This is a genomic window from Nitratidesulfovibrio sp. D1 (genome assembly GCF_051133415.1).
Lineage (GTDB): Bacteria > Desulfobacterota > Desulfovibrionia > Desulfovibrionales > Desulfovibrionaceae > Cupidesulfovibrio.
The window spans coordinates 79,207-95,430 of sequence record NZ_JBPGNZ010000004.1 but is presented as its reverse complement, the minus strand read 5'-3'; the positions used below and the strand labels follow the sequence as shown (position 1 = coordinate 95,430).

13 protein-coding genes are annotated in these 16,224 nt (G+C 69.6%); 7 read left to right on the top strand and 6 right to left on the bottom strand.

Translation table 11 applies throughout. The annotated features are described in order from the left end of the window. Positions 1 to 163: 163 nt before the first annotated feature. From ACR4XJ_RS08515 to moaA, 4 genes are all read left to right on the top strand, one after another. Positions 164 to 1,099 carry a formate dehydrogenase accessory protein FdhE gene (locus ACR4XJ_RS08515; protein WP_434754827.1) on the top strand — a complete coding sequence of 312 codons (936 nt, stop codon included), beginning with the start codon at positions 164 to 166 and terminating at the stop codon, positions 1,097 to 1,099. After that, entirely contained in the window at positions 1,100 to 1,927 is an 828-nt protein-coding gene (locus tag ACR4XJ_RS08510) for a formate dehydrogenase accessory sulfurtransferase FdhD (RefSeq protein ID WP_434754826.1), read from the top strand. Then, complete coding sequence (mobA, locus tag ACR4XJ_RS08505) at positions 1,924 to 2,691, top strand: molybdenum cofactor guanylyltransferase (RefSeq protein WP_434754825.1); 768 nt, start codon at positions 1,924 to 1,926, stop codon at positions 2,689 to 2,691. Before ACR4XJ_RS08510 ends, mobA begins: the two co-directional genes overlap by 4 nt. 83 nt (positions 2,692 to 2,774) lie before the next feature. Next, positions 2,775 to 3,923 (top strand): GTP 3',8-cyclase MoaA, encoded by a 1,149-nt coding sequence (gene moaA / locus ACR4XJ_RS08500; RefSeq protein WP_434754824.1) that lies wholly within the window; start codon positions 2,775 to 2,777, stop codon positions 3,921 to 3,923. Positions 3,924 to 4,079: 156 nt separating this feature from the next. Here the strand turns inward: moaA and ACR4XJ_RS08495 are convergent, their stop codons facing one another. The 6 genes from ACR4XJ_RS08495 to ACR4XJ_RS08470 all read right to left on the bottom strand — a co-directional run bounded on the left by ACR4XJ_RS08495 (position 4,080) and on the right by ACR4XJ_RS08470 (position 13,238). After that, complete coding sequence (locus tag ACR4XJ_RS08495; RefSeq protein WP_434754823.1) at positions 4,080 to 5,891, bottom strand: carbon starvation CstA family protein; 1,812 nt, start codon at positions 5,889 to 5,891, stop codon at positions 4,080 to 4,082. 375 nt (positions 5,892 to 6,266) lie between these two features. After that, a complete protein-coding gene (locus ACR4XJ_RS08490) occupies positions 6,267 to 8,087 on the bottom strand; it encodes a LytS/YhcK type 5TM receptor domain-containing protein (RefSeq protein ID WP_434754822.1) in 1,821 nt (606 codons plus the stop codon). Positions 8,088 to 8,099: 12 nt separating this feature from the next. After that, positions 8,100 to 8,882: a LytR/AlgR family response regulator transcription factor gene (locus ACR4XJ_RS08485; protein WP_434754821.1), complete on the bottom strand. Its 783-nt coding sequence runs from the start codon at positions 8,880 to 8,882 to the stop codon at positions 8,100 to 8,102. Between the two features lie 195 nt (positions 8,883 to 9,077). Beyond that, entirely contained in the window at positions 9,078 to 9,821 is a 744-nt protein-coding gene (locus tag ACR4XJ_RS08480; RefSeq protein WP_434754820.1) for a response regulator, read from the bottom strand. Continuing rightward, a complete protein-coding gene (locus tag ACR4XJ_RS08475; RefSeq protein WP_434754819.1) occupies positions 9,802 to 11,856 on the bottom strand; it encodes an ATP-binding protein in 2,055 nt (684 codons plus the stop codon). Before ACR4XJ_RS08475 ends, ACR4XJ_RS08480 begins: the two co-directional genes overlap by 20 nt. Beyond that, positions 11,853 to 13,238 carry an ABC transporter substrate-binding protein gene (locus ACR4XJ_RS08470; protein ID WP_434754818.1) on the bottom strand — a complete coding sequence of 462 codons (1,386 nt, stop codon included), beginning with the start codon at positions 13,236 to 13,238 and terminating at the stop codon, positions 11,853 to 11,855. The genes ACR4XJ_RS08475 and ACR4XJ_RS08470 overlap by 4 nt, the downstream gene beginning before the upstream one ends. 338 nt (positions 13,239 to 13,576) lie before the next feature. Here ACR4XJ_RS08470 and ACR4XJ_RS08465 point away from each other — a divergent pair, with 338 nt between their 5' ends. The 3 genes from ACR4XJ_RS08465 (at position 13,577) to ACR4XJ_RS08455 (ending at position 16,213) form a co-directional block, all read left to right on the top strand. Then, on the top strand, positions 13,577 to 14,278 hold the full coding sequence (locus ACR4XJ_RS08465; protein WP_434754817.1) for a TlpA disulfide reductase family protein: 702 nt from the start codon (positions 13,577 to 13,579) through the stop codon (positions 14,276 to 14,278). 98 nt (positions 14,279 to 14,376) lie between these two features. Next, the gene (locus tag ACR4XJ_RS08460; RefSeq protein ID WP_434755167.1) at positions 14,377 to 15,258 is read left to right on the top strand and encodes a transposase; all 882 of its coding nucleotides are present in this window, start codon (positions 14,377 to 14,379) and stop codon (positions 15,256 to 15,258) included. Between the two features lie 718 nt (positions 15,259 to 15,976). After that, on the top strand, positions 15,977 to 16,213 hold the full coding sequence (locus ACR4XJ_RS08455; protein ID WP_434754816.1) for a hypothetical protein: 237 nt from the start codon (positions 15,977 to 15,979) through the stop codon (positions 16,211 to 16,213). Positions 16,214 to 16,224 lie beyond the last annotated feature (11 nt).

Genomic DNA, 16,224 nt, shown 5'->3' with positions numbered 1-16,224 from the left:
TCCGGACCGGAGACGGACCACCCGGAGCGGAGCCGGTCCGGTGCAAGACCTTGCGCAGGAACCCCGGTCATTGAAGGGGGACGCCAAGGGCGCTAGGGTGATTTCCAACGGGTGCACCGCCTGCCGGCACCGCACCCCGTTCACGTTCCACTCAGGAGAACGCATGACCGCCGATTTCGACCGCGAACTGCAACGCCTTGAGGGCAAGCTGAAGGCCCTGCGCAGCAAGGAATACATCCCCGACGCCCTGCTGGAGATCGTGGCGCGCACCGCCGCCATCCAGTTGGAGGCGCGCGCCGCTGCCCAGGCGGACCAGCCCGCCGTTTCTTCCACCGAACTGGCCGCCGGGCTGGCCACGCCGGAAGCCCACGCCCAGGGCGCGCCGCTGCTCCCGCGCGACGCCTTCACCTACGACCGGGCGCGCACGGCGGCCACCTTCGGCCGCCTGCTGGCCATGATGCGCGCCGCCGGGGGCAGCCTGGGGGCCGCCGCCGAAGTGGTGCGCGAGGCCATGGAAAAGGGCGAACTGGCTGTGGAGGACGCCTGCGACGCGGCCCTGCGCGACGACGTGGCCTGGTTCGACGCCTGGGCCCTGCGCCTGAACGACGCGCCCAGCCTGGTCCGCTTCCTGGCCATGGGCAGCGTGGTGCCTTCGGTGGAGGCGCTGGCCTTGGCGGTGGCGGCGGAACACGCCCGCCGTACGGGCGCGGACCAGCCGGGAGCCACCCCGGTGGTCTGGCAGCACGGCCACTGTCCGGTGTGCGGCAGCGCGCCGCTGGTTGGGCGGCTGGTGGGCAAGGAAGGGGCGCTGCACCACACCTGCTCGTTCTGCCGCCACGAATACCGCGCCAAGCGGTTGCAGTGTCCGTTCTGCCTGGAGAACGAGTCGAAGAACCTCGAATACTTCACCGCCGACGGCGAGCCCGGCTTCCAGGTGCACGTCTGCAAATCGTGCAAGGGCTACATCAAGGTGGCGGACTTCCGCGAGTTCGACCGCATTTCCATCCCGGTGCTGGACGACCTGGAGTCGCTGGCGCTGGATATCGTGGCGCGCCGGCAGGGCTACGCGCGGCCCACGGCGTCGGCCTGGGGGTTCTAGATGGCCGGGCGCGACGCGACCCAATTGCCTGAAGGGGCCATCCCGCGCCAGGTTTCCGTGCGCCGCTACAAGGACGCGGCCTGGGGCGACGTGGACGACGTGCTGAGCCGCGAGGTGCCGGTGCGCGTGGAATGGCATCCCGAACCGGACGCGGCGGGCATCGCCGCCGGGGCCACCCGGCTGTGGGCCTGGCCGCACGGTCTGGCCGACCTGGCCCTGGGCCACGTGCTGCTGGACCGGGTGCACCCCGCCGTCACCGGGCAGGAGCCGGGGGCGTGGGGCATCCGCCACGCGGGCACGGTGACTGAGGTGAGCCCCGACGTGAACCCGGACATGAGCACGGCCGGAGGGCTTGCCTTCCACGTGGCCCTGCACGCGTCGCCTCCCGCCTCCGCGCCGCAGCCGCCCATGCCCATGCGGGCCGCCGTCCTGCTGGACGCCATGCGCGCCTTCATGGGCGAGGAAGGACTGTGGGACGGCACCGGCTGTTTCCACCGCGCGGGCGTGTACGACCCCGTGCAGGGCCGCCTGCTGCGCCGGGCCGAGGACATCGGCCGCCACAACTGCATCGACCGCCTGGCCGGCTGGGCCGCGCGCGAAGGGGTGGACCTGGCCCCCCGGCTGCTGCTGGTTTCCGCGCGGGTGACGGCCAGCCTGTTCGCCAAGGCGCGCAGGGCGGGCTTTTCGTTCATCGTCAGCCGTTCGGCCGTGACCACCGCCTCGGTGGACATGGCCACGGAGCAGGGAGTGACCCTGGTGGGCTTCGCGCGGGACCGCGAGGAGCGCTTCACCGTGTTTGCCGATGCCGGGGGCAGGGTGCTGGAATGAGCCGCCACCGGGGCACGGAGCACGCGCCGGGCATGCCGGAGGAAGGGGCGGACGCCGCTCCCGGCGCGCCTGCGGACGTGGCCGTGGCCGAAGCCCCCGCAGCCCCCGCAGCCTCCGCAGCTCCCGCAGACCCCGATGACGCCGCGCACGGCGTCATCGGCGTGGTGCTGGCGGGGGGGCTGTCCACCCGGCTGGGGCAGGACAAGACCCGGCTGCATCTGCACGGCGAGACCGCGCCGGGCCTGCTGGCCCGCACGGCGAAGCTGCTGCGCTCCGTCACCGGCGAAGTCTGGATATCCTGTCGGAGCGGCCGCCCCTGCCCGGTGGCCGAAACGGGCGTGGATGGCCCCTGCTACCGCCTCAACGACGAGGTGGAGGGCATGGGCCCGTTCGGCGGGGTGATCACCGCCCTGCGCGTGGCGCAGGGGCCGGTGCTGGTGCTGTCGTGCGACCTGCCGTTCATGGAGCGCGCCGTGCTGGAACGGTTGCTGGCCCACCGGGCCGCACGGCGGCCGGGCACGGTGATGACCACCTTCCGGCAGGTGGAGACCGGGTTCATCGAATCGCTGGTGGCCGTGTACGAATTCGAAGCCCTGCCGCTGTTCCGGCAGGCGCTGGAGGACGGAGAACGCAAGCTGAGCAGGGTGGTGCCGCCGGACCTGCGCGAGCACATTCCCTACTCGGTGCGCGAAGCCTTGCCGTTCTTCAACATCAACTATCCCGCCGACCTCGAGATGGCCCGGCGGATCATCGGCGCGCCGTAACCGGTGCGCCGTCCGGGCAGGGGGCGCCGCACGGGCCTTCCCCGGCAAACGTCATGCACGGCAACGCCGTGACCGGAAATGCCATGACCAGAACCCCCGTGATGACCAGAGACGCCGACGCCCCCTCCGGTATCGCCGCGCCCGGCTCCGCTCGGGACGCGGCGGCGGACCGCGCCAGCCTGACCGACGCGCACGGCCGCAGGGTGCGCTATCTGCGCCTGTCCGTCACCGACCGCTGCAACCTGCGCTGCTCGTACTGTTGGGGCTGCGCCGAAATGCGCTTCATCCCCCACGACGACGTGTTGCGCTACGAGGAAATGGCGCGCATCGTGGACGTGGCCGTGGAAGAGGGCGTGGAAAAGGTGCGCCTGACCGGGGGCGAGCCCTTCGTGCGCAAGGGGCTGACCGGGTTCGTGGCCATGCTGCACCAGCGCCACCCGGCGCTGGACATCCGCATCACCACCAACGGCACCCTGCTGGCCCCGCACGTCGCCGCACTGCGCGGCCTTGGCGTGAGCACTGTGAACATCTCGCTGGACACCTTCCGGCGCGACCGCTTCGCCGCCACCACCGGGCGCGACATGCTGCCCCTGGTGCTGGAGGGCATCCACGCCGCGCTGGACGCGGGCCTGGCCGTGAAGATCAACGCCGTGGCCCTGAAGGGCGTCAACGACGACGAACTGGCGGCCTTTCTCGACTTCGCGCGCCGGAATCCCGTTGACGTGCGGTTCATCGAGTTCATGCCCATGGGCGGCGGCACCAGTTGGACCGAAGACCAGTTCTGGGGCGCGCCGGACATCCTGTCGGCGGCGGAACGGCTGGCGGACCTGGTGCCCCTGGCCCCCGGCGAGCGGCGCAAGGGCCCGGCCAAACTGTGGGGCATCGCTGGGGGGCTGGGCCGCTTCGGGCTCATCACGCCCCTGTCCGACCACTTCTGCGGCGACTGCAACCGCCTGCGCGTGACCCCCGACGGGCGGCTGCGCACCTGCCTGTTCTCCGACCGCGAATACCGCCTGCGCCCGCTGCTGCGCCACCCCAAACTCGGCGTGGACGCGGTGCGCACGGTGCTGCGCCTGGCCAACCGCCGCAAGCCCCTGGGCTACCAGTTGCTGGCCAGGGTGCGCGCGGGCCAGCTGGCCGAACTGCGGGGCGAACCGTCCGGGGTGGCCAACGCCCCGTGCGAGGGCGGCACCGCCGTGGCCAACCGCCGCATGAGCGCCATCGGCGGGTAGACCTCCGGGAGCCGGGCCGCTGCACGCCCCTCCGCCACCACGTTTCCCCGGCGCAACGATGCGAGGCCGGAACCCCGAAGGGTTCCGGCCTCGTCGTGTCTTCGGACCGCTGTAGGGTGCGGCGCGCGGGCTGCCCCGCGCGCCGCGGATTTGCGGTTATTCCGTCACCACTTCCAGCACTTCGTCGCCGTCCTCGTCGGTCACGGTCTGCTGGATGGCCAGCAGCTGCATCCAGCGCTTCACCGTGCCCACGATGACCACGGCCATCAGGCACATGACGATGATGGCCAGCGTGGCGAGCAGGTACAGCCCCTTGGGCAGGTAGTTGTTCATCACGTTCAGGTAGCCGGCCCAGAAGGTGATGCCCACCATGGACAGGCCGGGCACGGCGGTCATCCATGCGTACCTGGCCTTGTTCATGCGGATGATCATGGTGGTGCCGATCAGAAGGCCCACGGCCGCCAGCAACTGGTTGGACATGCCGAACAGGGGCCAGATGGTCGAGATGTCGCCGGTGTACACCAGGTAGCCCCACGACGCCGTGAACAGGCCGCTGGTGATCAGGATGCCGGGCATCCAGCGCTTTTCCGCGAACCTGGGAATCACCGTGCCGATCATTTCCTGCAGGAAGAAGCGGCCCACGCGGGTGCCGGTGTCCACGGCGGTGAGGATGAACACCGCCTCGAACATGATGGCGAAGTGGTACCAGTACGACATCAGGTGTTCCATGAACGGGATGGACGAGAAGATGTGCGCCATGCCCACGGCCAGCGACACCGCGCCGCCGGGACGGCCCTGGATGTTTTCGCCCACGGCCTGGGCCAGGTAGGGCAGGTCCACGGGGGTCATGCCAAGCTTGGCGAACACGGCGGGGGCGGTGTTGATGGCGAAGTAGTCGGCGGGCACCAGCACGCAGGCGGCGATCAGGGCCATGATGGCCACGAAGCCTTCGGTGAGCATGGCGCCGTAGCCCACGAACAGCAGGTCGCGTTCGCTGCCGATCATCTTGGGGGTGGTGCCGGTGGCGATGATGGCGTGGAAGCCGGACAGCGCGCCGCAGGCGATGGTGATGAACAGGAACGGGAACACCGCGCCGGGGATGATGGGGCCGCCGCCGCTCACGAACGGGCTGATGGCTTCCATCTGCAGGGTGGGATGCACCCAGAAGATGCCCACGGCCAGCGCCACGATGGTGCCGATCTTCAGGTAGGTGGACAGGTAGTCGCGCGGGCACAGCAGCAGCCACACGGGCAGCACCGACGCGGCGAAGCCGTACACCGGGATGGACAGCGCGATGGTGTGGCGCGACATGTTGAACCACGAGGACAGCACCGGGTGCTCGACCACGTACGGACCGGCCAGGATGGCCAGGGCCAGCAGCACCACGCCGATGATGGACGCGCCCTTCACGTCGCCGTCGCGCCACACGTGCAGGTACACGCCCATCAGCAGCGCGATGGGAATGGTGGCGAACACGGTGAAGGTGCCCCAGGCGCTGTCGTGCATGGCGTTGACCACGGCGATGGACAGGCCCGCCAGGGTCAGGATGAGGATGAACAGCACCGCGAACGAGGCCACCGAACCGGTGAACTTGTCGATCTCCTTGCCCGCGATGTAGGCGAGGCTCTGGCCCTTGTGGCGGATGGAGGCGAACAGCACCACGGTGTCGTGCACCGCGCCCGCCACCACACAGCCCACCAGGATCCACAGCGTGCCCGGCAGGTAGCCGAACTGCGCGGCCAGCACAGGGCCAAGCAGCGGGCCCGCGGCCGCGATGGCCGCGAAATGGTGCCCGAACAGCACGTATTTGTTGGTTTCCACGTAGTCGTGGCCATCGGCCATGCGCACCGCCGGGGTCGGCCGGCCGGGCTTCACGCCCAGGACCGTACGGGTCAGGAACAGCCCGTAGAAGCGGTAGGCGATGGCGAAGACGCACAGTGCCGCGAAGACCAGCGTCAAAGCGTTCATCGTTTCCTCCGTGTGATGCGGTTGATTCGCCCGTGGCGCCCGTGACGCCCGTGGTCGATGTTCCGGGGGCGCGCCTTGCGCGCAGTCCCCGCGCCCGGCCCCATATTCGGAGAAAAACGGCGTGTTGCAATGCGGGTGGCGGCAACGGGTACCTTTTGCGGAGCGAGCGGTAGGAAAACGGTCCCGAAATGCAGGGGGTGCGTGACGGGGTGCGGCGGAGGCGGTCCGGGTGGAGGAACCGGGGGCCGAAGCGCACGCGCAAGGGGGCGGATGCGGGGACGCCGGGCGCGGAAAAGCGCCGGCCCGTTCCCTGCGGCGTGCGCGGAACGGGCCGGATTTTCCGCTCTTTTCCGGCGGGTGGCGGCGAGGCGGGGGCTACTGCAACTGCTGGCGGGGAATGCGGAACGAGATGCGCGTGCCCCGGCCGGGTTCGCTGTCGATGCGCATGGCGTACGAGGGGCCGTAGAGTTGCACCAGACGCTGGTTGCAGTTGCGCGCGCCGATGCCGTCGTTCAGGCTCTCGCCCGTGACGTCGGCGCAGGTCTGGAGGTGGGGGCCGGGGTGCGGGCCGAGGTGTGAGTCGGGCTGGGGCGCGGGGGGCGCGTAGGGCGAAAGGTCGCTGGCGGCGGGGGCCAGGATGGCGTTGCGGGTGTCGTCGTCCATGCCCGCGCCGTCGTCCTCCACGGTCACCAGCAGGTGGTCGTCCTCGGCGTGGGCGGACAGGCGCACCAGCCCGCCCTCCTCGCGGGCCAGGATGCCGTGGCGCACGCTGTTTTCCACCAGGGGCTGGATGAGCAGGGGCGGGACCAGCCAGTCGGCCGTGCCGGGGGCCAGGTCGATGTCGGCGCGGATGCGGTCGCCGAAGCGGGCCTGCTCGATGACCAGGTACGAGCGCACCTGTTCCAGTTCTTCGGACAGGCGGATGGCCCCCCGGCTGGAATCGAGGTTGCGGCGCATGTACCGGGCCAGGTCCAGGATCAGGTCGCGCGCCTGGCCGGGTGCGGTGCGGCAGAACGAGGCCACCGTGTTCAGCGAGTTGAACAGGAAGTGCGGGTTGATCTGGGCCTGCAACCGCCGGATTTCCGCGCGGGCGATGAGCTGGTTCTTGATGCCGATCTCCTCCAGCTCGATCTGGGTGGAGAACAGGTCGGCCAGCCCCTTGGCCAGTTCGAAGCGGGTCTGGTCCAGCGGGCGGTTCTTGACGCCGTACAGCTTGAGGCAGCCGAGGATGTCCCCGCCCTTGCGCAGGGGCACGATGATGGCGTCGGTCAGCGGGCAGCCGGGCTGGCGGCAGCCGATGGATTCGCGGTCGCGCACGAAGAGCGGTTCGCCCGTTTCCGCCACCTTGCGGGTGGCCATGGTGCGCACGTGGAACCCGGCCAGGTGGTGGTCGGACCCGGCGCCCACGTGGGCCAGCACCATGTCGCCCCCGGTCAGGGCCACGGCGGCCACGTGGGTCTCGTCCAGGATGATTTCCGCCGTGGCCTGCGCGGACGAGCGCGTGAGGCCCGAGCGCAGGTGGGTCAGGGTCTGGTTGGCGATGGACAGGATCTGCCGGGCCTGGGTGGAGTCGCGCAGGTCGCGGAAGTGCAGTTGCAGGCGCAGGGCCTGCACGAACAGCGCGGCGCCCATGGCGTTGATGAGGATCATGGGCAGGCTGATCACCCGCACCAGTTCCACGGCCTCGGTGAAGGGCACGGCCAGCCACAGCACAAGGCCCATGTGGTAGGTTTCGCCCACCAGCCCCAGGGCCAGCGCCGTGGCCCAGTCCAGCCGCCGGTCCGGAAAGCGCCACGCCACCAGCCCCGCCAGCACCCCTTCGCTGAGCGTGGCCAGGCCGCACGGCAGCGCGCTGAACCCGCCCACGTCGATGAGGTAGCGGTGCCCGGCGGCGATGAGCCCCGCCCCCGCGCCCACCACCGGCCCGCCGAACAGCCCGGCGGTGATCACGCCCATGGCGCGCAGGTTGGCGAACGACTGGAACACGAAGTTGCCGGTGTAGGTGCCGAGAATGCCGAACAGGCCGAACATGACCACCAGCAGGGCCGTGGCCCACAGCGGGCGCGAACGGCCCGGCCCCACCTTGTCCAGCGGGGCGAAGGTCATGATGGCGAAGCCCCCGGCCAGCAGCAGGCCGAAGCGCTGGGTAAGGGTGATGAACAGTTCCGGAACGTGCGGGGAAAGTATCGGGTCCATGCGGCCCCCCTGCTAGACGCCCAGCCGGGCGCGGAAGTCCCGCGCGCGGTTGCGGCTGACGGTGACCTCGGTACGGTCCGCGTCGTTCATGACCAGATGGTACTTGCCGTTGATCCACGGCGAAAACTCGGCGATGCGCTCCAGATTCACCAGCACGGCCCGGTTCACCCGGAAGAACGGCAGCCCGGCCAGGCGTTCTTCCGCGCGGGCCAGGGTGTTCATGTTGTGGCAGGGCAGGCGGCCTTCGCCGGTGACGGCCACGATGCGCTTTTCCTCGGCCTCGATCATCACCACGTCGCGCGTGGGGATGAGGCTGATGCGCCCGCCGTGCTCGACAGCCAGACGTTCCACCGGCTTGGAGTGCCCCAGCGCGCCCAGCAGGGTGGCCACGGCGTTCTGCAACGGCCGGGCGCCGTCGGTGGCCAGGCGACCGCGCACCCGGTCCAGGCAACGGGCCAGCCGGGCCGGGGCCACGGGTTTCAGCAGGTAGTCCAGGGCGTTTTCCTCGAAGGCGCGGATGGCGTGCTCGTCGAAGGCGGTGACGAAGACGAACAGCGGCGCGGCCTCGCCCGGCTGGGCCTGGGATTGGGCCTCGCGCATGACGTGGAAGCCGTCGTGCCCCGGCATCTGGATGTCCTGGAAGACCAGGTCGAACCTCTCGTCGGCCAGCTTGCGCAACGCCTCGCCAGCCGATGCGGCCTCGGCGGCCTCCACGTCGGGGTAGGCCGAGAGCAGGTAGGCCAGTTCGTCCCTGGCGGGGCGTTCGTCATCGACGATGAGGGCGCGGATGGTCATGGTGAACCTTTCCGTGGGGGCGAGCTTTCCGTGGGGCGGACTTCCGTGGGGCGTGCGGGCCTGCGCCAGGCCGCAACGCCCATGGCCGCCGGAGCGCGTGGCGCGGCGGCGGTGGCCCTTTGCGCCTATCTAGCGCCGGGGAGGGGGCATGTCCAGAGGGGTGCCGGGCGCGCGCCGTGGCCCGCCCGCTGTCGCTTATTCGAGGGGGCTGGCCGCCTCCACCGTGGCGTTGTGGGCAATGCCCACCACGTCGAACACGGTGGACAGGTTGGCGGATACCCCGGTGATGCGCACCGCGCGCCCCAGGGTGCGGGCGTGGCGCACCAGTTCTGCCAGCACGGCGATGCCCGCGCCGTTCACCGACACGGACGGCTCGAAGTCCAGCACCACCGTGGGCGCGCCGGTCAGCAGCGCTTCTTCGAACACGTGGCGCAGCACCGGTTCCGCCGGGCTGTTCACCGTGCCGCGGATGCGCACCACGGCGGCCCCGTCCTGTGCCGCGTCTTTTATGGCATCCGGCCCCGCATCCACCCCCGGCCCGGCCACCAGACGGATTTCCTCCTCCTTGGCGCGCTTCAGGCGGATGCGTTCCTCGGCCCGCGACAGGGCGTGCTCCAGCGCTTCGCGCCGCACCGGCTTGTTGATGAAGTCGGTGGCGTCCAGGTGCAGGGCCTCTATGGCCAGTTCGGTGTCGCCGTGGCCGGTGATGACGATGACCTCGATGCGGGGGTCCGCTTCCTTCAGGGCGCGCAGCACGTCCATGCCGTCGATGCCGGGCATCTTGATGTCGGTCAGCACCACGTCGGGGCGTTCCCGGTCGAAGCTGATCAGCCCTTCCTCGCCCGATTCGGCGGTGACGGGCGCATGGCCCAGCGCTTCCAGCAGCAGGCCGAACATCTTCAGGGTGGGCACCTCGTCGTCAATCACCAGGATGCGCATGGCTGTCGTCCTTTTTTCCGCCGTGGGGCGGGGTATCGCGGTGGGCGGGCAGGCGCACGTGGAACGCGGTGCCCTTGCCCTCGGTGCTTTCGATGCGGATGTCGCCGCCGTAGTCGCGCACGATGCCGTACACGATGGACAGCCCCAGGCCCATGCCCTGGCCCGTGACCTTCGTGGTGAAGAACGGCTGGAATATCTGCTCGCGCAACGCCTCGGGGATGCCCGCGCCGTTGTCGGCCACGGTGGCCACCACGGTGTCGCCCTCGGCCCGGGTGGAGATGGTGATCACCCCGCGCAGGCCGCCGTCGGTGCGGGCGCGGTCCAGGATGGCGTCGCGGGCGTTGGTCACCAGGTTGAAGAACACCTGCTGCAACCGGTTCTCGTGGGCGCGCACCGGGGGCAGTCCTTCGGCCAGATCCAGCTTCACCTCCACGTTCTGGAGCAGGAACTGGCGTTCCACCAGCGGCAGCACGGCCCGGGTGGGCCGGTTGACGTCCAGCGGTTCGATGACCGCGTCGGACTTGCGGCCGAACGAGCGCAGGGTGTTGATGATTTCCGTGGCGCGGTCCACCTGGGCGCAGATGTCGCGGGCCACCTCGTGCAGGCGCGACTGCGGCACCGGCAGCCCCTGCTCGATGACCAGCGACAGGAAGTCGCTGCCCATGCGGATGGCGTTGAGCGGCTGGTTCAGTTCGTGGGCCACCCCGGCGGACATTTCGCCCAGCGACTTCATCTTGGCCGCCTGGATGATCTGGGCGTCCTTGTCCATCATTTCCGTGATGTCGGTGGTGGACACGATGATGGCGGGCCGCCCGCGATAGCTGATGGGGCAGGCGTGCAGGTTGACGTGGAACACGCTGCCGTCCTTGCGCACCTGCATGGCCTTGGGAATGTTCAGGCAGCCGCCCGCCGCGTCGCCGCCGTCGAACACGGTGTCGAACACGGCGCTGCATTCGCGTACGGTGTCGCCGCCCAGCACGGTGAGCGGCAGGCCGTCCAGTTCCGCGCGGGTGTAGCCGTACATCTCCACGGCGCGCGGGTTGGCGTCCAGGATGCGCAGGTCGGTGCAGTCCACCACGAAGATGGGGTCCGGCCCGCTGTCGAACAGCGAGCGGTACTTGCCCTCCGATTCCTGCAACCGCTTGCGGTACAGGCGGATGGACCACACCATGTTGCGGAACGAGTCGGCCAGCTGGATCACCTCGTCCCCGCCGCGCTTGCGGTAGAACACGCAGGTGGCGCAGCGGTGCAGCTTTTCCGGCGTCTGCCGCGCCCCCCGAAGCTGCTCGTCGAAGTGCCAGCACGGCAGGTCGGTGTCGCTGTAGGCCGGACAGTCGTGGATGTCCCATCCGGCGTGGGGCACGTCGAGGTCCACTGCGGTGTTGAAGTTGCCGCGCGAAAGATCGTCGGAGATGCGCGTCAGCCGCGTGACCGGCGCGGTGATGTACCGGGCGAGGTAGTGGCTGATGAAGAAGGTGATCACCACCACCGCCGTGATGAACCCCAGGAAGGTCACCCGCAGCTTGCCCACCAGGCTGTCCATGTGGTCCTTGCTCAGGCCCACGTGCACGTCGCCGATGCGGTACAGCCCTTCCTTCACCGGCACGGCGATGTCGTAGGCCGACATGCCCATCACGTCCACCAGTTCCACGCTCTTGGCCACGCCGTCGGGCAGGGGGTTGGCCATGCGCAGGTATTCGGGGAAGGGCTTGATGAAGGTGTGGGCCAGCACCGTGCCCTGGGGGTCGGTGACGAAGATGTAGGCGATGAACTGGTGCCGCTCGCGCAGCTGGGCCTCGTCGAAGATCAGCCCCACGAGCTGCGGCACGTCGTTGTCCAGGATGTAGCCCGCCCCGCGCGCGGCCACGCTGTGGGCGATGGCCGCCCCGCGCAGTTCCAGTTCCGCCGTCAGGCCGGAGACCAGGATCCACCGGGCCAGCAGTGCGATGGTGCCGCTGATGGCCATGATCACCACCAGGATGGTGATGAAGAACTTCTGTTGCAGCCCCAGGCGCTGGAAGCGGCGCAGGATCATGGCAGCGCCTCCGCGTCGGGGTGGGCGGGGGGAGCGGAGTGGACGGAGGACAGCGCGGCGGCGGGCTTGCCGGGCGTCAGCGCAGGGGCGGGGGCAGGGGCGGGCGCGGGCAGGGGGCGCACCTCGCGGAAGTCGCGGATCAGCTCGAACTGCTCGTCATGCAGCCGGGTGAAGTACACCTGGTTCATGCCCTGCCTGCTCTCGGGCGAAAAGGACACGTAGGTGCTGCCGCCCAGCGGATAGTCGCGCAGCGATTCCAGGGCCTGCACGAAGCTCTCGCGGGTCAGGTCGCGCCCGGCGCGGCGCAGCCCTTCCACCAGGATGCGCGCGTTGACGTATCCTTCAAGCCCGATGGTGTTGGGCGTCTCGTCGGGAAAGTAGCGGTGCAGCAGCTGCACGTAGTCCGCGGCGGCGGCCAGCAGGTCGGGGGTTTCCTTGGCGCGGGGCGGCGGCACCACCTGCGACATGGTCACCGGGTTCACCGGCGAATCGCCCAGCAGGCGGGCCAGTTCTTCCGCCCCGGTGAACGACAGGCAGTGGAACACCGCGTGCAGGCCCGCCTGTTCCGCCAGGCGGATGAACCGGGCCGAGGGCTCGTAGGTGCCCACCATGACCACGGCCTGGGCGTCGGCCGCCAGGATGCGGCGCAGCCCTTCCTCCACCTTGGTGGTGCCGCGCACGTACGATCCGCGCGCCACCGGGGCCAGCCCCAGTTCGCGCAGGGCGATTTCCGTGCCGGTCAGCCCGTCGAAGCCGTAGGCGTCGTACTGGTAGAACACGGCGATGCGCGTTAGCCCCAGGTCGCGCACCAGGTGACGCACGGCGGCGGCCGTCTCCTGGTAGTACGAGGCACGCACGTTGAACACGTAGCGGTTGAAGGGCTCGCGCAGGCCGTTGGCCCCGGTGAACATGCCCACCAGCGGGATGCGCGCCTCTTCCACCAGCGGCAGCACGCGCATGGTGGTGGGCGTGCCCACGTAGCTGAACAGGGCGAACACGTCGCCGTCGATGAGAAAGCGCTGGGTGTTGGCCAGGCAGCGGGGCGGGTCGTAGCCGTCGTCGGCGGCGGTGAGCATGATGCGCCGCCCGTGCACGCCGCCGGTATCGTTGACGTGGTTGATGTACGACAGCGCGCCGCGCAGGGTCTGCACGCCCAGGTAGCTGGCATGCCCGGTAAGGGCCAGGGACGAGGCGAGGTGGATGGCCTCGTCGGTGACGCCCGGCGCGGCCGCGTCTTCCGGCTGGCGGGGACTGTCCGTGCCGCAGGCGGCCAGCAGGAGGGCCAACGCCAGCAGCACCAGCACGGGCAGGCGGCGCCACGCGGGGCGGCGGCAGGCCGGATGCCGGGCGGCGGCGCGCGATGCTGCGGTGCGCGTGGTCACACTTGCTCTCCCTGCTCTCGGGGCGTTGTCCCGCGGAGTCCCGCGCGGAATCTGGGGCGGAATCCGGGACGGATGCGCGCGGCGGCGCCGCGCCGTGCGGACTGTAGCCCGACGATGGCGGAAAGTTCAAGGGTGCGCGAGACCGGAAGAAAAGGGGGCGGCATGACGCCGAAACGGCCGCGCTGGCGCGGAAAGCGGCGCGGCTGGCCGGTCTCCGGGCGGAGGGCGCGCCGGTGCCCCGTTGTCAGAACTGCGGAGCGTGGCTACACTTTTTAAAGGTGTCACGAAACGCGGCCCCACACCATCCTCCACCTGCCGCGTCGCACATGGGAGTCCGGATGACGTCGTTTTTTTCGCGCATGGCCGTGAGAGTTCGCCCGTGCGGCCTGCTGGCGGCGGTCTGTCTGCTGGCGTTCGCCGTATTTCCGGCCCATGCCGTCCATGCGGAACAGGGTGCGGCACCGGCGGAACAGGCGGGCGTGGCGGAGGACGGTCTGGCGAATGTCTGGCCCGCCGGGGCGCGTTTTCCGGACATTCCCCTGGCCTCCCCTTCGCCCGAAACCGGCTGGGGCGGCGGCCCGGACGTGGCCATGCCCGCGCCCGTGGCTGGCGAACCGTTGCCGGACCGCCTTTCCGGCCTGCGCGGCCAGGTGTTCATCGTGAACATGTACAGCTGGTTCTGCGCCCCCTGCCAGGAAGAGGCCCCGGCCCTGCGCGCCCTGTACGCGCGGATATCGTCCGCCGGTTCGGGCAGTTCAGGCAGCCTGGCCGGGCGGGTGCGCATCGTGGGCATTGCCGCCGGTGACGGCTGGAACCTGGTGCAGTCCTTCCGCCAGCGGCACGGGCTGGTCTTTCCCCTGTTCGCCGACCCGGAACTGACGGTGCACGAACAATTGGGCGGCCTGCCGGTGCCGTTCACCTGGGTGCTGCGGCGCGAGGCCGACGGGTTCCGGGTGCTGTTCACCCATGCCGGGGCGCTTGCGGGTACCCCGGCCGAGTTCCTGGACCGCGTGCTGGCGGCGGCGGGGCCGTTGCCATGAGCACCAGGGAGGCCATGCGCCGGGTGGTGCGCGCCGGTCAGACTGAGGGGGCGGGGGGTGCATTGCGCGCACCGGGCGAGTTGGGCTACCAGACTGTCATGGATGCATTTCCGGAAGAGCCGTGCCTTGCCTCGGAAGAGGCGGCCCTTGCCCATCTGCTGGAACATTGCTGGCCGGGCGGGCGCAGCTTCTGTCCGCGTTGCGGCGGCGGACGGCTGTACGAATTGTCGGCCGGGCGCTGGCGCTGCGCGGGCTGCAAGTACACCTTCCATCCCTTTTCCGGCCGCTGGATCAACAACGGCAACCTCACGCCGCTGACCTGGCTGCGCCTGCTGCACCTGTACGCGGGCGAGGCCACGGTGCACACCCTGGCCGCCGAACTGGGCCTTTCGTACAACGCCGCCTACAAGGCCGTGACCACGGCGCGCTTCGCCATCCTGGCCCACGCCCCCGACGCCCGGCAATTGCTGGGGCCGGAAACCGGCCTTGGCAGCTACCTGAAGGGCAAGAAGCTGACCGGAGAGCCCAAGGGCGGGGGAGGGCAGGTGCCCATTCCCGTGTTCGGCATCCTGGAGCGCAACGGGTGGGTGTTCATCGACCTCGTGTCCGGCCTGTCCGCCGAGACGGTGTTCCACTTCAACCACAATTTCCACCTGCGCATCGAGCGGGCGGGCAACCTGGTGCACACCGCGCCCTACCGCCACTACGACGCGCTGGTGCTATGCGGCGACGATTCGCTGCCCTACGAGTACATCCGGCGGCGGGCCGACGGCCCGGCGGAACCGCAGAGCGAGTTCTGGAAATTCGCCGGGGGGCGGCTGCGCGCCTTCAAGGGCGTGTCGCCCCAGCGCTTTCCGCTGTACCTCAAGGAACTGGAATTCCGCTTCAACCACCGGCGCGAAAACCTGTTCGCCACGCTGGTGCGCTACCTGTGCGACATGGTGCCGGACGTGCCGGAGCTGGACGAATCCCGCCCGTAGGGGGGCTGGATTGTCTTTTCGCCCGTTGGCGGCGTCAAACTTCTCCTGCCATAGCTTTGCTGTCCTTATCCGTAAGACTCGCGCTGCGCGCTCGCCTAACGGCTAAGGCTCGGTTGAATACGATAAGAGTATGCGTTGCGGTCGCCATCCGTAAGGCTCGCAAGCTCGCCTAACGGCTGCCGCGCTCTGCGGTCCTCATCCGTAAGACTCGCGCTGCGCGCTCGCCTAACGGCTGAGGCACTCCCTCATGGCAGGCTCGTTTTCCTTGCCAACGAACGAAAATCCTAATCCAGAAACACCCCTTGGAAATGCCCGCCAGCCCCCATCACGCCGGGGTGCCCGACCTCCTCCACTGACGATTCGTCACCGTTTCGCACCTGATTCGTGATTTTTCGGCCCGTGCCCGGTTTTCCGGGTGTGGGTCTTATCTTTTGTATTCCGGTATGTTGCTGAAAACACGCAGGCTCCCGGTGCGATACGGCTTGGTGCCAAACCGTTATTATATGCTTTCTGACATCATGTAACGGGTGCGAATGATGGCACAAAAAAATCCGCGCCAGTGCAGGAACGTGCGCAGGAAACAGGCCGTTGCCGCCGTGCATGGTCGCGTCTAACACCCTGCTGTAACAGGAAAGATGTCTCGTTTGCGCCGCCGGGAACGGCGCGGAGGGGGCAGGGGCCCGGCATGGTGCCGGGACCACAGGGAAAGGGGACGACCATGTTCGCATGCCCTGCAACACATGAGGTGCCGGGGGATACCCCGCTGCCGTTCTCGGGCCTGGGACACGACCTGGCGCTCGCGGCGTCGCGCGCCCGCCTGCTGGCATGGATTCCCGTGCGGCGGATGCGCGATGCCCGGCCGCACGCGGCGTGGCGGCGCGGCGTGGAACGCGCGCCCCGCCGCGCGGGCTATGCGCTGCTGGTGGAACTGGGACGGGAAATCAGGGGGCGCTGAACGCGGAGCGC

Bases quoted from the DNA above. Each gene is read 5' to 3' on its own strand.
- ACR4XJ_RS08475 (WP_434754819.1), bottom strand. From the start codon at position 11,856: ATGATCCTGCGCCGCTTCCAGCGCCTGGGGCTGCAACAGAAGTTCTTC.
- ACR4XJ_RS08495 (WP_434754823.1), bottom strand. From the start codon at position 5,891: ATGAACGCTTTGACGCTGGTCTTCGCGGCACTGTGCGTCTTCGCCATC.
- ACR4XJ_RS08490 (WP_434754822.1), bottom strand. From the start codon at position 8,087: ATGGACCCGATACTTTCCCCGCACGTTCCGGAACTGTTCATCACCCTT.
- ACR4XJ_RS08480 (WP_434754820.1), bottom strand. From the start codon at position 9,821: ATGCGCATCCTGGTGATTGACGACGAGGTGCCCACCCTGAAGATGTTC.
- ACR4XJ_RS08455 (WP_434754816.1), top strand. From the start codon at position 15,977: ATGTTCGCATGCCCTGCAACACATGAGGTGCCGGGGGATACCCCGCTG.
- ACR4XJ_RS08460 (WP_434755167.1), top strand. From the start codon at position 14,377: ATGGATGCATTTCCGGAAGAGCCGTGCCTTGCCTCGGAAGAGGCGGCC.
- ACR4XJ_RS08485 (WP_434754821.1), bottom strand. From the start codon at position 8,882: ATGACCATCCGCGCCCTCATCGTCGATGACGAACGCCCCGCCAGGGAC.
- ACR4XJ_RS08515 (WP_434754827.1), top strand. From the start codon at position 164: ATGACCGCCGATTTCGACCGCGAACTGCAACGCCTTGAGGGCAAGCTG.
- ACR4XJ_RS08465 (WP_434754817.1), top strand. From the start codon at position 13,577: ATGACGTCGTTTTTTTCGCGCATGGCCGTGAGAGTTCGCCCGTGCGGC.
- mobA (WP_434754825.1), top strand. From the start codon at position 1,924: ATGAGCCGCCACCGGGGCACGGAGCACGCGCCGGGCATGCCGGAGGAA.
- ACR4XJ_RS08510 (WP_434754826.1), top strand. From the start codon at position 1,100: ATGGCCGGGCGCGACGCGACCCAATTGCCTGAAGGGGCCATCCCGCGC.
- moaA (WP_434754824.1), top strand. From the start codon at position 2,775: ATGACCAGAACCCCCGTGATGACCAGAGACGCCGACGCCCCCTCCGGT.